This is a genomic window from Mucilaginibacter sp. PPCGB 2223, from assembly GCF_001705515.1.
GTDB lineage: Bacteria > Bacteroidota > Bacteroidia > Sphingobacteriales > Sphingobacteriaceae > Mucilaginibacter.
On the sequence record NZ_MDJS01000002.1, the window covers coordinates 460,833 to 476,047 of the forward strand.

Here is a 15,215-nt window from a genome sequence, read left to right on the forward strand (position 1 = left end):
CTGCGGTTGGGGTGTGGTCAAGATCAGCTGAAGTAGTGCTCGTCAATATCCTGTATCAGCCCGGGGCCTTTGGGCGCCCAGCCTAAGGCGTCCTCCGTTTTCTGTCCCGAAGCCTGGCAGCCCAGGGCCGCAAAGTGTGCAAACCAGCCGAAATGTGCCGCAATGTCGTCGCCACTCTTGCTTGCTACCGGGAGATTCAAGCCCCGGCCGATAGCAGCAGCAATATCGCGGAAGAGTACACCCGTTTGGCCGACAGCGTGAAGTGTTTTCAGTTCGGGTTGCCTTTCTATAATCAGCCGGTAAAGCACGGCCGCATCGGCGCGGTGTACGGCAGGCCACAGGTTCTGTCCGTCGCCCACGTATGCCGATTCGCCTTTTTCACGCGCGATATTGATCACCATAGGTACAAAGCCATGATCGCCGGCATCGTGCACGCTTGGCGGCAGGCGTACCGTATAAACATTAACGCCTTTGGCTGCTACCGCGGCAGCGGCTTCCTCCGAGGCGGCCCGGGGTACCACATCCGAACCTGCCCCGACCCGATCGTCTTCGGTTACCAGGCGGTCATAGCTCAACAAGCCTATACCCGACGTGATGACCAGCGTTTTGCCGGTGCCTGCCAGTACATCGCCTAATGTCCCTATCACTTTGCGGTCGGCTTCGCAATTGGCCTTATACTGCGAAAAATCGTGGTTAAAAGCCGTGTGGATCACGGCATCGCAGGTAGTGGCCCCTTGTTTTAATATTGCCGGGTCATTCACATCGCCCATTAAAACTCCGGCGCCTGCGGCTTTTACCTGTTGGGCACCTTTACCTGATCGTACCAGGCCCAGTACCTGGTGCCCGGCGGCTAACAATTCGTTCACTACAGCGGAGCCAACAAAGCCTGAGGCCCCTGTTACAAATACATGCATAACATTTCAATTTTATTGATAACAAAATTGGGCGAAGGCGGGCGCTAAAAAAAGGTCATTTGACCTTAATTTCTGTAATGATCGAACCGCAATTACCATCGCGCAAGCAAGCTCGTCCTTTTCAATACAGGCATTGATAAGAAATATACAACCGATTTTATGAGCGCAGCAACTGTGCCTGCCTAACGCGGTTAAGTGTTTTGAGCGATATGCCCAGGTAGCCCGCAATCATCCTTAAGGGCAGGCGCGAGAGCAAGCGGGGGAATGTCTGTACAAAATCCTCATACTTTTGCTCGGGGGTGGCGCTCAGGGCAGTAAGCAAACGGCGGCGGCCGCTATAGGTATTGCCCGATATGAGTTGCTCGGCAAATTTTTTCAGTTGGGGTATACGGGTCAGCAGGCTGTCGAAATCGGCCTTGGTCCATAACAGCAGTTCGCTTGGCTCCACGGCATCAATATTATAGATCGATGGCGTTTGCCTGTCGTAACTTTCGGCATCGATGGTCCAGGTAGTTTCGGGCGAGAATTGCAGGATATGTTCGCCTCCATCCGGTGTCATACCGAAAATCCGGAGCAAGCCGCTTATCACAAAAACCTTATGGCGGCAAACCTCGCCCTCACGAAACAGGAATTCATTACGGCGCAGCTTTCGCCGGATGGCCAGTGAGCTGATCTGGTGAATGTCGGCATCGCTGAGACTGGTTTCCTGCCGGAGATAGTTTTCAAATGCTGTTATCATCGGTAAATCCAAAATTAAACAATCAAAACTGCCGGCACAACCCAATTGGAGTGTTTTATAAGCCCCTTGCGAACCAATAGATTTTAACTATCGCACATCAAAACAATCGATAAAAATATTTGAACAATATCGGTAAGTTTGTATACAACCTGTTTACCACGTAACCTTTATAACCCATTCAAATTAGTTCATAGTTAATAACCGCTCAAATAGTTAAACAATGGAAAACAATTCAAACGACATCAGCAAATGCCCTTTTCATAACGGGAGTATGAAAAGTAATGTTGGCGGTGCAGGTACCCGCAACGGCGATTGGTGGCCCGATCAGCTTAAGCTGAGCATCCTGCGGCAGCACTCATCGTTGTCGAACCCGATGGATAAGGATTTTAATTATGCCGAAGCTTTTAAAAGCCTCGACCTGGAAGCGTTGAAAAATGACCTGCATGCACTCATGACCGACTCGCAGGATTGGTGGCCGGCAGATTTTGGCCACTACGGCGGCTTGTTCATCCGTATGGCCTGGCACAGCGCAGGTACTTATCGTATAACCGACGGGCGCGGCGGCGGAGGCCAGGGTTTGCAGCGTTTTGCGCCCCTGAACAGCTGGCCCGATAACGTGAGCCTTGATAAGGCGCGCAGGTTGTTATGGCCAATCAAACAAAAATATGGTAACAAAATATCCTGGGCCGACCTGATGATCCTCGCCGGCAACGTTGCGCTCGAATCGATGGGTTTTAAAACCTTTGGCTTTGCCGGAGGCCGCGAAGATGTGTGGGAGGCCGATGAATCGGTATACTGGGGAGCCGAAAATACCTGGCTCGGCGGCGACCTGCGTTATGCGCACGGATCCGAAGGCGTGGAAAAACCCGGTGCAACATTGGTGTCTGACGATAAAGCAGATGGCGACATACATGCACGCAATCTTGAAAAGCCGCTTGCGGCCGTGCAGATGGGCCTGATCTACGTAAACCCCGAAGGCCCTGATGGTAACCCCGACCCAATAGCCGCAGGGCGCGATATACGCGATACCTTTGGCCGCATGGCCATGAACGACGAGGAGACCGTGGCACTGATTGCAGGCGGGCATACTTTTGGCAAAACCCACGGTGCGTCCACATCCGACCATGTAGATAAAGAGCCGGAGGCAGCGGGAATTGAATTGCAGGGTTTCGGCTGGGTAAACAGCTACGGCTCGGGCAAAGGCGCCGATGCCATCACCAGCGGTTTGGAAGTAACCTGGACAAAAACGCCGACCAAATGGAGCAACGACTTTTTTGAGCACCTGTTCGGTTTTGAATGGGAACTGAGCAAGAGCCCGGGCGGCGCCCACCAGTGGGTAGCCAAAAATGCAGGCGAGGTGATACCCGATGCATTCGATCCCAACAAAAAACATGCACCTAAAATGCTGACGACCGACCTGGCCCTGCGCTTCGACCCGGTATACGAAAAAATATCGAGGCGTTTCCTTGAGCATCCCGACCAGTTTGCCGATGCCTTTGCCCGTGCATGGTTTAAATTAACCCATCGCGATATGGGCCCGCGTGCCCGTTATTTAGGTGCGGATGTGCCTGCGGAAGTGTTGATATGGCAGGACCCGGTTCCGGCAGTTGATCATGCTTTGATCGATGGCAATGATATTGAGGCTTTAAAAGCAAAAGTGCTGGCATCCGGTTTGAGCGTTTCGCAACTGGTATCTACTGCCTGGGCTTCGGCATCTACCTTTCGCGGTGGCGATAAACGCGGCGGCGCCAATGGCGCGCGTATCCGTTTGGCCCCGCAAAAGGATTGGGAAGTGAACGACCCGGCACAATTGACTAAAGTGCTGGGTATTTTGGAAGGCATTCAGAAAGAATTCAATAACAGCGGTAAGAAAGTTTCTCTTGCCGACCTGATCGTACTGGCAGGCAGCGCCGCAGTTGAGAAAGCGGCTAAAGATGCCGGGCATCATATCTCTGTTCCGTTTACTCCCGGCCGTACCGACGCCTCGCAGGAGCAGACCGATGTAGAATCGTTCCACTATATGGAGCCGCCAGCCGATGGTTTCCGTAATTACCGTAAAGCAACGGCCCGTGTTCGTACCGAAGACCTGCTGATAGACAAGGCGCAATTATTGACGCTTACTGCGCCCGAACTGACAGTGCTGGTTGGCGGTATGCGTGTGCTGAATACCAATTACGATGGCTCGGCACATGGTGTGTTGACCAAACGCCCGGGGCAACTGACCAACGACTTTTTTGTGAACCTGCTCGATATGAGCACCGCATGGACGGCTGCCGGCCCCGATAAGGAACTATACGAGGGCCGCGACCGTAAAACCGGTGCACGTAAATGGACGGCCACCCGCGCCGACCTGGTTTTTGGTTCGCACGCCGAGTTAAGGGCCATTGCCGAAGTTTACGGCGAGGCAGGCGGCGAAGACAAACTCGTTAAGGATTTTGTGGCCGCCTGGGCCAAAGTGATGGACCTCGACAGGTTCGACCTGAAATAATCTGACTATGATGATGTAGAAAGCGGCCGGGTCACCGGCCGCTTTTTTTATGGATATCACATAACAGCACGGGACAGTGACCTAAACTATGATGGCTGGTTTTATAAACCGAATTAAAGATGCCGACCGGTTGAAGTTTATCAACGTACATTCGGCAACCGGTGCAAAACCACAATATGCAGTGAGCGATAGCCATAACATCGTATATTAGTCCGTCCAATTTCTACGCACTATGAGATCCAAGATCAACATTATCTTCGCATTGCTTTTAACCATTCCGTTTATGCTGCATGCGCAGGGCCCGGCACTGTCTGACAAACCCTTGAATATCTTTACCCTTGGCGATAGCAACGGCACTTTTGCCTGGAGCTGGCCGCATCAGATCGAATATGCGCTGCCTAAGGCACAGGTGTTCAATATCAGCAAATCGGGCCGGACGATAGGTTTTGTTAATCTGAACGATACCACGCTCAACTCGTTGATGGTGATTGACGAGAACCTGAAAAAAGCTGCCGAACATACCAAAGACCGCCCGTACGATTTTGTGGTGATGGAACTGGGCACCAACGATTGTAAAAAGATATTCGCCGATAAACAGGAGGAAGTAATTGCAAACCTCGAAAAGCTGATCAACAAGATCAAACATAGCAGTTACCCTGTTATTAGCAGAGCTAAGATCATCATCATCGCACCACCGCCTTATGGCTCAAAAACCATCGGTACCGAAAAATACGACGGCGGCGCTAAAAGGGTAGAAGCTTTAAGCATTGCTTTCGAAAAAATTGCTAAAAAAACCGGCTGTATTTTTGTGAACGGCTTTAAAACCCCGGGATTGGATATGGAAACCATGTCGCCCGATGGCTTGCACATGGATGCTGCCGGGTCGCGAAAGCTGATCGAACCGATTGTGGCCAAGATGATCAGATAAACTCGCTGATCCTCGTAGTTAAAGTGTTGCCCCGGCATGTAACAACCTTTGTTTTTCGTTGTCATACCGGTTAAACCCCGTAAGACAATGAAGACCCTACGCCTTGTTATAATTATTACCGTAATTTCTTTATCCGCATCGGCGCAGCAAAAAAACTTCGACGAATTTGCCGACGATTTTGTAAGTGGTTATAAGGCGCTTAAAATGCCGCAGCTTGATCTGAGCTACGTTACCAATTTGCAGCATATTGGTACTGTCGCACAAATTAAAGATCAGCAGGCTTTCTTTACACAAATAAAAGCAGGGTTGGCGGCGTACGACCAAACCAGGCTTAGCCCGTTGCAAAAAACCGACTATCAGCTGATGGCTTACGAGACTGGTATCAACCTGCAGCGTGTTGACCTCGAATTGCGCTGGAGGCAGGCCGCCGCACAAGAAGTGCCGATCAAAGGCATCATAACCCTGCCCGATGGTAAAGAGTGGTATGCCTACTATTTAAAGCGCTGGGTGAGCGATGATGTGACGCCAGATCAGATCTACCGGTTCGGGCTGGCCGAAGTGAAGCGTGTACAGGCGCATATTGAAGCTGTGCGTAAACAAACCGGTTTAAGCGAAGATGCCTTTTACAAACAACTGGATGATCCGTCGTTCTTTACATCGGATACTAATGAAGTGAAAAATGCTTTCGAACATACCAGGGCTGTGATTTATGCCCACCTGCCTAAACTTTTCAGCGTAACCACCGTACCCAGCCTGCAGATTAAACGCGGCGAAGCCGCCGCCCTGGCGCAAACGCCGGGCTATTATAACAACAACACTTTTTATTATAACCTTTTTGATAAGCCTTATAATAAACGCCAGTACGACTGGCTGTTTATCCATGAAGGCGTGCCGGGGCATCATTATCAAAACTCCATTGTAGCTGGTACCAAAGTGTCCAAAGTGCAGGAATTGTTTTTTTACATAGGTTTTGCCGAGGGTTGGGGCGCTTACGCCGAAGAACTGGGCAAGCAGTTGGGCGCGTATCAAACCCCTTATGATGAGATGGGCAAATGGCAGTGGGACATTGTTCGTGCGGTGCGTGTGCCTTTGGATGTGGCGCTTAACTATTACGGCTGGACGGATGAGCAGGCCCTGGCTTTCTGGAAGAAGAACATCCGCGGGCAGGACGATATCGCCTTGCGCGAGATTGCCCGGGTGCGCCGCTGGCCCGCACAGGCCGTTACCTACAAATACGGCGCGGTACAAATCCTCAGCTGGAAAGAAGCTTTAGCCAAAAAACAAGGTAAAAACTTCAACATCAAAAACTTCCACGGCCGCATCCTGAACCACGGCTCGCTGCCGCTGTTTATGGTGCGGGAGAATGTGTTTAAGGGTAATGGGTGACAGCGTGCATTTTAGACGAAACGCCTACGGACCTTCTGTTTTTAAAGTCCCGCAGGCGTTTGCTTATTTTATGCCACTGAGCTTACCTGGCCTGGCTTTGTATGTCCGGGCTATCAATTCGCTTCATCATTGGTGGACGTTGGCCCGGGTAGCGGCGGTCTATCAGCGCCATACCTAAAATTCGTCCGTGAGGATCGCGCCCGATAACGCCCGTTACCTGGGTATTATCAAAATAAAACCAATCGATACCGCAAGGGGTAAGCGGCAATTTTGGGCCGCTGCCATGCTGATAAAATAATTTATGATCAACCAAAGTAACTGTACGCGCACCTGTGCTATCGGCATAAGTGCCGCAGTAGCGTTTAAGGCTATCATCACTTAAAGTAACCGCGCTTATAACAAATGGCTTATTGATAAATAAGGCCGCCAGTTCGCTGGCGATAAAATCGGACAGGGCACTGCGCTGGTTAAGAAAAACGGCCACATAAATACCCTCTTGGGGCATATACAGGGCATCTGTAACGTAGCCAATGGCAACACCGCCGTGCTCAATTATGGGGCTGCCCTGTATACTGCCGCCTGCTTGCCAACCGTAGCCATAGTTTATAAGTTTGCCATCGTTGAGTTTAAAGGGAGTCCAGGCCTTAAAGAGCGATGTTGTTTGGATCACCCTGCCGTTAACAAGGGCCTGGTTCCACAGCAGCATATCGTGCGTGGTTGATAGTATGATGCCCGCGGCGGTGCCCGGGCCGCCCTGCAAAGTTACGTTACGGAAGCCCGTTTTACCTTTTACATAGGCTGATGCCCTATTGGGTATAACACTGTCTTCATCCTGAATGTAAGTGTTCGTCATGCCAACAGGTATCAAAATGTTGTTTTTTAGATATTTGGCATAAGGCATGCCGCTCACCTTTTCAATAATATAACCTAACAACACATACTCCGAGTTAGCATAAAAATATTTGGTGCCGGTTGGGTATGACAGCGGCTTTGACGCGTACACTCTTACCACGTTTTCGGGCTTGCTGTCGGGCAAGGGCTGATCGGCAATGCCCGAAGTATGGCTCAGCAGGTTTTCGATGGTGATCTGTTGCCAGCTATCGGGGCAATTGGCAATGTATTTATTAATATGATCGGTAACATTGAGCTTGCCGTGCTCCATTAGCTGCAAAATACACACAGCGGTAAACTGTTTGGTCATGGAGCCAATATTAAACACCATACCGGGCTGCATTTTTGTGTTAAGCTCAAGGTTTGCCATGCCAAAAGTTCGTTCGTAAATAATTTTGCCATGGCGTGCTATAATTACTGTACCACCTGGTTCATCGGCTTTAAAGTGCGAATCGATGATCTGATCGAACTTTATTTTGGATGTTGTTTGCGAAAAAACTATTGTGCCGGTAAATAGTGCAAATAGCGTTAGAATTAGATTTTTCATTGTTTTTGATTTAATTTTTACGGTTAAATAAGAAATTATTCTTATGTTTATTGCGCTGATGGCCAGTTATCTGCCGGCAATATTAAATAAAAATTTGGAACATAAGAAATTATTCTTATGTTTGACTTATGAAATCACCTAAAAAGGAAAAATCAGCATCATCCGAGCCTACCAAATCCGAACTGGAGATACTACAGGTGCTGTGGCAGTACGGCCCCTCGACCGCCCGTTTTGTGAACGACCAGATCAACCAGGAAAAACGCCCGGTAATTTATATGTCGACCTTAAAGCTGATGCAGATCATGATAGAGAAAGGCCTGCTGAAAAAGGACGATAGCCAGATGACGCATATTTACCGCGCCGCCGTTGAGGAAAACAAAACCAAAGGCGCCATGCTGGATAGAGTGGTCGATAACCTGTTCAATGGTTCGGCAGGCAGCCTGATGATGCAGTTGTTAGGCAACAAAAAACTTTCGGCCGAAGAGCGCGCCGAGTTTGAAGAACTGATTAAAAAGATAGATCAAAAGTAAAAGGTTATGAAAACAATATTTTTAAACCCGTACCTGTCCGATCATGCCATCAAAGCCATCTGCTGGACGTTTATCCACTCGCTTTGGATCGGCATTATCGCCGCCGCACTTGCCGGCCTGGTTATTGCCCTGACTAACAGAGCTGCCGCTCAGCTGCGGTACCGCCTGTTGTGCGGGATACTGATGTTGTTTGTAACAGCCGTCGCGGTTACCTTTTTTAGCGAATTGGGCAAGCCCGTACATCCTGATAACAATACGCTGATCACTTTAAGCAGTGATATTGCGGGGCAAACAGTAGTTACTGCAACCAATGCAGAGGTAACCGTCGACGGGTTCAACTATACCCGCGTTATTCGTTTACTCGATCAATACTCGACCATCATTTTTGCCGTATGGCTGTTGTGCTTCGCTTTTAAGTGCATAAAACTCACCCGCGAACTTTTATATGTAAGGAGGGTACGGAGTGTAAACGTTTTTGATATAGGCGATGTTTGGCGGGATAAGGTTACCGCTTTTGCCGAAAAGCTCGGTATTACAAGAGCGGTCGGCCTTAAAGAATCAAAACTGATCAGCGTGCCGGTTACCATAGGTTATTTTAAACCGATTATTTTATTGCCTGCGGAGATGATCATGCAACTTTCGCCGGGGCAGATCGAATCGGTGATCTATCACGAACTGGCACACATCCTGCGCCGCGATTACCTGGTGAATATTTTGCAAAGCGTGGTCGAAACGGTGTTCTTTTTTAACCCGGCCATCTGGTGGATATCTGCCTTGATCCGTGAGGAACGCGAGAACAGCTGCGACGATATTGTACTGGCGCACGTGCAGCACAAGCGCAACTACCTGGAAGCGCTGATGGCTTTTGAAGATTGCCGGGCCGGTAAGGGTGGTTATGCCATGGCCCTGAGTCTGCGCAAAAACCAGTTGATGAACCGCCTGCGCCGGATGGTGAGCCACGAAAACCAGAAGCTAAGCGCTGCCGAAAAAGTGGTGTTGTTATCGGGCATGCTGCTGCTGGCTATGTTTGTTTTTGTGCCCAGGGCGCAGTCGGAAGTGAAGCATGGCGCGCATTTTATCAAAAAGCAGGTTATGGCGATGGTTAATCATATTGTGCCGCATACTGCGCCTTTGCCGCCTCCATTATCTGCAAAAGCAACCGGTTTAAACGGCATGAAGTTAAAGGCCGATACATTAAAGATGACCGGGGCCATTCAGCAGCTAAATGATACTTTGCCCAAACTGGTGCGCCTGCAGTTTAACAAAACCGATGCCGACAGCCTGAACCGTGAAGTTACCGTGACGGACGATATCAATAATACCTACTATTTAAAAACTGTGAATGGCAAGTTAACTGCTTTGACCATCAACGGTGTGGTGATACCCGAAACGGAGTTTGGCCATTACCAATCGCTGATCAGCCGGATTGACCGGATGATAACCAAAACCCGTATGGATAAAGACCGGAGGGTAAGAGGTAAAGTGCAGTTGCTGAATAATGAACACGATATCGAGATGGCGAAGATGGATGCCAAACGACAAAAGCAAGCGGCCCACGGAGATGAAATGCGGGCTAAGGAAGAAGTGCGTAACCAGAAAGATAAGGAATATAAAGCCAGGAATGATGGTAAGGATAAAGAGCGCAATGAAAGAGCTAAAGAACGTGATGCCGAAATGCAGACCAGGGATAAAGAACGTGCCGAAAAGGACAAAGCGCGTGCTGATAAGGCCCGGGCGACAAAGGATAAGCTTTTGCAGATCGATGAGAATGGCAATGTTGTAGAAATGAAAAACGAAACAAACGGCAGTACGATGATGCTACGCGACGGCAAGACAGGCGACACGTTAAAGTTAGCAAAATGGAAAATGCGCAAAGGTGATGTATTTGCGAAGCCTGACTGGGATAAGGACCATACCAAACCTGAAAGCCGCTATGATAAACCACAAGCTGGTTACGATGCAAAACCACGAACCAGGGATAGTGTGCGTGCAAAGAAAGCGCACCATGCAGATATCTCGAACGATCAGGAACGCGTGCGGGGGGTAATAGCTGCTTTGGTCAACGAAAAAGTAATACCCGATCCATCATCGGTTGATTGGTTTGGATTGAGCAATGATGAGCTGATCGTTAACGGCAACAAACAACCCGAAGCCCTGCATCAAAAACTGAAGGCGCAATATGGTATCGGTCCGAATAACGGCCTGTACTATGGCCCCGTTAAGATGACCGGCACCGGGGTGTTTTTGGATAAAAGAGATATGAGCAGGTAAACAGAAAAACATTTATGCTGTTGCTAAGCTATGGAGCAACTGAGCTTTTTTAGCGAGGCAGGGCAAACGCCCGGCTTACCGGCCGACGTGCTTGAATATCATTCAGGGATATTCAGCATCAGCGAAAGCGAACACTTTTTACAGTATTTTATTGGTACTGTGCCCTGGGAGCAGCGTGTAGTGACCATGTACGGTAAAGAAGTGGTTACGCCAAGATTAACAGCCTGGTATGGCGATACCGGTAAAAATTACGCCTATACCGGCGGGAGTTTTAAACCAATGCCCTGGTTGCCCGAACTGCTTGAAATTAAAAACCGCATAGAACCTTTCGCCGGCATAAGATTTAACAGTGTATTGCTCAATTATTATCGCGATGCAAACGACTCGGTTGCCTGGCATAGTGATAATGAGAACGAATTGGGCAAACAGCCGCTCATCGCCTCGGTAAGTTTTGGGCAGGTACGCCGTTTCGACATCCGCCATAAGCAGGATCATCACCGTAAATATGCCCTAAACCTCGAAAACGGCTCACTGCTGTTAATGAAAGGCGAACTGCAGCAAAAATGGGAGCACCGTATTGCCAAATCAACCAGGCCAATGCGCGCACGGGTAAATCTGACTTTCAGGGTAATTTTATGAGAGGGCAATTTTACTCAGGCACCAGTAATATTGTGTTGCCGGTCGCCAATAAAACGCTGTTTCCTCAAGCGTACCAATGTAAAAGCAGATTGTGTTATTATGGATCGCTGCTTAATAGTTTAGAGATAAACAGCACTTTTTACAAAATACCCTTAGCGCGGACCATTGAGCGCTGGGCTACCGAGGTGCCCGATGACTTTAAATTTACCTTTAAATTGTGGCGCGGTATAACCCACAATAAAGGTTTGGCTTTTGCCGAAGAGGACGTTAGGCGGTTTATGCAGGTAATAACCGGTGCAGGCGCAAAAGCAGGTTGTTTACTGGTGCAGTTCCCGGCAAGTGTTACCATTACTTACGGTAAGCAATTGGAGAGGTTGTTAGGTTGCCTGCAGGATAATGATCCTGGCGACCGGTGGGATATCGCTATCGAATTCAGGAGCAAAACCTGGTATACCGATACCGTCTTTAAGCTGCTGGATGAGCATAAAATGGGTTTGGTATTGCACGATATGCCCGCATCTGCAGCACCGATGATGGAAACTGAAGCCGATTTTGTGTACCTGCGCTTTCACGGAACAGAAAGCAATTATCGCGGAAGCTACGCCGACGATTATTTAGCCGAATACGCGGGATATATTAACGATTGGCGCAACGGTGGGAAAACAGTTTACGCTTACTTTAACAATACGCTCGGCAGCGCCTTGCAAAATCTGCAAACACTTAATGCGTATGTAAACGATCAGGAGTGATAGGCATTTTTTGTATTAAAGCCAACTACCCCGCCGCCGGGGGCATTCTTAAAAAATAACTGGTTGAAGGTGCCGCTTGGAGTATGGAATAGCTGCGAACTGATGAAAGTTTTTTCGTTGTACTTCGCCTGGCTTTTATTCTCGATTTCGGTACTGGCAATGATGAACAGTTCGGGGATTGCCCATTGCTTTTTTTCTCTCGGTGTGTTTTGCATGCTGCCAATTTATGCAAAAACACAGCATAAATTATTATATAAGCTTGCAAAAGCCTGTTAAATTCAAAACAGCAGCGATCTTGCGCTATCTTTTTGAGGGCTGCTTTTTTGCCCACTCTTTGGCGCTATGCGCACCCAGGGCAATAGCTGCATGCTCATCTGCGCCATGATAAAGCAATAACGCGTTAGCGATCTCTACAGCCTTGTTCCTGATCTTGGCAGGCAATTTTTTGTACGATGGCGGGTATTCGCCTTTCATCCAGGGCATAACGTTAGGTTTTTTAATAATTGGTTAAAAACAGGTTTGGGTTGAATAACCTCTATATCACTAAGATAACTAAAGCTTTTGAATAAACAAGCAGAAAAATAGATTTGACAGGTATGCCGGGGCCGACTTGTTATATCGTATCAGTTGTGTGGGCGTTCCCCTGTGGGGTAGGCTTTTCGCTCATACGCCTTCAGGCATTAGTCACAGGGCCGGTATCCCTGTCTGCCGACAGGCAGGCGCTGCAATCCTTAACGCAAACTTAGAGCCAATACAGCAACCTGCAAAATAATGTTGCCGTAAATACCCGCCAAAACATCGTCGAGCATTACGCCAGCGCCACCAGGCAGGTCTTCGAGTTTGCGTATGCCTAAGGGCTTTACCATATCAAAAAAGCGGAACAGGATGAAACCGGCCAGCAGCAGCCACACGTTATGCGGTACCCAGATCATGGTTACCAGCATCCCGGCTACCTCATCGATCACTACCCGGTAACTGTCTTTTCCCCAATAGGGTTCAACCTTATCGCCAAGCCATATCCCCAAAAGGGTAATTAAAACCGTGATGGCGATAAAGATCCAGTTGTTTTGCCCGGCTTGGGTTGGCCATAACAGCCAGATCAGCCCGCAGGTAACCGCTGCTGCGATGGTGCCGCCGCCTTTGATATAACCGATGCCAAACCAGGTGGCTAAGAGCTTGATCATAGTGTATTGATATATTTTTTATTCCTTCCCTGGGGAGGGGCGGGGCAGACTGTGGTTTGGCAGGGAGGGGCCTGTACGTTATGCTGCTTATATAAACCCCTCCCTGCACCCTCCCGTGGGAGGGAATCGCACTGCCCCGGCTTATTTTTGTCTATTGCTTATCCAGTACATCTTCGGCCTCTTCGGCAATCTCGGGCTTGATCACATTCCTTTTCGGGAAGTTGAACAGCAGCGAGCTTAATACCGGCAAAACAAAAATAGCCACCGTAAATACCGATACGAAAATATCAGCCTTTTCGCCGCTCATGGCTTTGGTTATGCCGCTATCCGGGTAAAAGTGAATGTATAGCGAAAAGGTGAGCTTAATGCCCAGTACGCCGATCACGATAAAGGCGATGGTCTCTAAAAACGTAAATTTTTCCATCAGCTTTACGAAGGCCTGCGCCACAAAACGCATGGCCAGTATGCCGATAAACACACCGGTATAGATCAGAAACACATGGTCGGTAAAGGCCACGGCAGCAAATACGTTATCGATAGAGAAGGCGAGGTCCATGATCTCGACCAATACGATGGTTGCCCAAAGCGTACCGATCAAGCCGACGATTTTTTTGTACACCCAGTTTTGCTCTTTATCAACGGCGTCATCGCCGCCACCTTCACCTTCGCTTATTTTGCCTTTAAAGTAACCAAACGAGAGGTATAACAGGTAAAGGCCGCCCAATGGTTTTAGCCACCATATTTTAACCAGCCAGGCTGCCAGGAACAAACACACGCCGCGCAATACATATGCGCCTAAAATGCCATAACGTAAGGCCTTGCTGCGCTGCTTTTTAGGCAGATCGAGCACCATGGTGGCCAACACGGCGGCATTATCAACCGATAGCAGGCTTTCGATAACGATCAGGTTTAAAATAACTAACAGGCCGGCTTTAATGTCGTTGCCTAACAGGGTGTGTAGTATATCCATTTTGTGTATTATATCATATCGGTGTTGAGCATGCTTTTGAGCATGTTGGCCTGCACATCAACCTCGCTGATGCTTTGTAAGAAATTAATATCGTTTAATTTACGGTAATTTTCGACCAGCAGGGTTTTAATTTCGGCCGGGATAGTTGTTTTAATGTTGTTGATGCTGTTGTTCAGCTGGTCGTTCTTGTCGGTCAGTTCCTGGATGAATTGCCCTTTTTTCGACAGCTCATTATTCAGATTAGCGGTATCGATTTGAGTTACATCGCAAAACAGGAAAAGCTGCCTGGCCGGCGAGTAGATAAAATAGCGGTCGGTTTCGTTCAGGCTGTATACCTCGAGCACCTGCTCGCCGGCCTTCAATCCGCAATAAAAACTGCTCCTGAAATCGTACTTGCACAACAAGCCCATCAGTTTTTTGTGGATGGTGGCGTAGGCGTTGCTGTAAATTTCGGTTGGGTTATACTGCGTCATTTCGCTGATGAGCGAAGGCTCCACGGTGTAAAAAAAGTCGGCAGCGTAGGTGTTGCTGAACGCGTTGATGTTTTTTGAAAAAGGATAGTCTGACGTATTATCCGACAGGGCCTGGTACAGCTTGCGCAGCGAAGTGTTGATCTTCAGTGCCTGCCGCTGCTGATCGTTACGAAACTGGTCGGCAGATAATAAAGAACTTTTGAGCTTGTCGATCAGGTCCTTATTGATCTGTATCTCATCGAGCAAAATGAGGATGCTCTTCTCGTTGTTCTTTTTTATCTGCCGCAGCAGTTCGATTAAAGTTTGAGTAAACTGGAGGTGAAACAACTCCAGTTTATTGATGTCGAGTTCGATGTTATCTTCAAATAATTGATGAATAACCTGGCTGCGCAGATAAATTTTGTAAATAATATCGTCGCCAAAAAAAACAGAAAGTAACTGTAGTTTACTGATTATCCTGTTCGAATCGTTTAATATCGCCTTCCGGTTATCATCCATTATTCAAA

15 protein-coding genes are annotated in these 15,215 nt (G+C 48.5%); 7 read left to right on the top strand and 8 right to left on the bottom strand.

Translation table 11 applies throughout. The features are described from left to right. Positions 1-23: 23 nt before the first annotated feature. Positions 24-914 carry an SDR family oxidoreductase gene (locus tag BEL04_RS12480; RefSeq protein ID WP_066004281.1) on the bottom strand — a complete coding sequence of 297 codons (891 nt, stop codon included), beginning with the start codon at positions 912-914 and terminating at the stop codon, positions 24-26. 157 nt (positions 915-1,071) lie between these two features. Then, entirely contained in the window at positions 1,072-1,653 is a 582-nt protein-coding gene (locus BEL04_RS12485; protein WP_066004283.1) for a Crp/Fnr family transcriptional regulator, read from the bottom strand. A 220-nt stretch (positions 1,654-1,873) separates the two neighbouring features. Between BEL04_RS12485 and katG the strand changes: the two genes are divergently transcribed. The 3 genes from katG to BEL04_RS12500 all read left to right on the top strand — a co-directional run bounded on the left by katG (position 1,874) and on the right by BEL04_RS12500 (position 6,455). Then, a complete protein-coding gene (gene katG, locus BEL04_RS12490) occupies positions 1,874-4,141 on the top strand; it encodes a catalase/peroxidase HPI (protein ID WP_066004284.1) in 2,268 nt (755 codons plus the stop codon). A 232-nt stretch (positions 4,142-4,373) separates the two neighbouring features. Next, on the top strand, positions 4,374-5,069 hold the full coding sequence (locus BEL04_RS12495) for a GDSL-type esterase/lipase family protein (RefSeq protein ID WP_083227910.1): 696 nt from the start codon (positions 4,374-4,376) through the stop codon (positions 5,067-5,069). Between the two features lie 87 nt (positions 5,070-5,156). Next, positions 5,157-6,455: a DUF885 domain-containing protein gene (locus BEL04_RS12500; RefSeq protein ID WP_066004286.1), complete on the top strand. Its 1,299-nt coding sequence runs from the start codon at positions 5,157-5,159 to the stop codon at positions 6,453-6,455. 82 nt (positions 6,456-6,537) lie between these two features. Here BEL04_RS12500 and BEL04_RS12505 read toward each other — a convergent pair whose 3' ends face one another. Continuing rightward, a complete protein-coding gene (locus BEL04_RS12505; RefSeq protein WP_066004287.1) occupies positions 6,538-7,893 on the bottom strand; it encodes a serine hydrolase in 1,356 nt (451 codons plus the stop codon). A gap of 128 nt (positions 7,894-8,021) precedes the next feature. Here BEL04_RS12505 and BEL04_RS12510 point away from each other — a divergent pair, with 128 nt between their 5' ends. Genes BEL04_RS12510 through BEL04_RS12525 form a run of 4 tightly spaced genes read left to right on the top strand, consistent with a single transcriptional unit; the run spans position 8,022 to position 12,082 of the window. Then, the gene (locus tag BEL04_RS12510) at positions 8,022-8,423 is read left to right on the top strand and encodes a BlaI/MecI/CopY family transcriptional regulator (protein WP_066004290.1); all 402 of its coding nucleotides are present in this window, start codon (positions 8,022-8,024) and stop codon (positions 8,421-8,423) included. 6 nt (positions 8,424-8,429) lie between these two features. After that, complete coding sequence (locus BEL04_RS12515; RefSeq protein ID WP_066004293.1) at positions 8,430-10,694, top strand: M56 family metallopeptidase; 2,265 nt, start codon at positions 8,430-8,432, stop codon at positions 10,692-10,694. Positions 10,695-10,724: 30 nt separating this feature from the next. Next, a complete protein-coding gene (locus tag BEL04_RS12520; RefSeq protein ID WP_066004294.1) occupies positions 10,725-11,333 on the top strand; it encodes an alpha-ketoglutarate-dependent dioxygenase AlkB in 609 nt (202 codons plus the stop codon). Then, positions 11,330-12,082, top strand: a complete 753-nt coding sequence (locus tag BEL04_RS12525; RefSeq protein WP_066004296.1) for a DUF72 domain-containing protein — start codon at positions 11,330-11,332, stop codon at positions 12,080-12,082. The genes BEL04_RS12520 and BEL04_RS12525 overlap by 4 nt, the downstream gene beginning before the upstream one ends. On the opposite strand, the gene BEL04_RS12530 is transcribed toward BEL04_RS12525, so the two are convergent. The 5 genes from BEL04_RS12530 to BEL04_RS12550 form a co-directional block, all read right to left on the bottom strand. Continuing rightward, complete coding sequence (locus tag BEL04_RS12530) at positions 12,073-12,297, bottom strand: hypothetical protein (protein WP_066004298.1); 225 nt, start codon at positions 12,295-12,297, stop codon at positions 12,073-12,075. The genes BEL04_RS12525 and BEL04_RS12530 overlap by 10 nt on opposite strands. 85 nt (positions 12,298-12,382) lie before the next feature. Beyond that, positions 12,383-12,565 (bottom strand): hypothetical protein, encoded by a 183-nt coding sequence (locus BEL04_RS12535; RefSeq protein ID WP_066004300.1) that lies wholly within the window; start codon positions 12,563-12,565, stop codon positions 12,383-12,385. A 248-nt stretch (positions 12,566-12,813) separates the two neighbouring features. Beyond that, positions 12,814-13,266, bottom strand: coding sequence for a phosphatidylglycerophosphatase A (locus BEL04_RS12540; protein ID WP_066004302.1), 453 nt, complete (start codon positions 13,264-13,266; stop codon positions 12,814-12,816). A gap of 151 nt (positions 13,267-13,417) precedes the next feature. Beyond that, positions 13,418-14,236, bottom strand: coding sequence for a DUF475 domain-containing protein (locus tag BEL04_RS12545; RefSeq protein ID WP_066004304.1), 819 nt, complete (start codon positions 14,234-14,236; stop codon positions 13,418-13,420). 8 nt (positions 14,237-14,244) lie between these two features. Beyond that, positions 14,245-15,207: a hypothetical protein gene (locus BEL04_RS12550; protein ID WP_066004306.1), complete on the bottom strand. Its 963-nt coding sequence runs from the start codon at positions 15,205-15,207 to the stop codon at positions 14,245-14,247. Positions 15,208-15,215 lie beyond the last annotated feature (8 nt).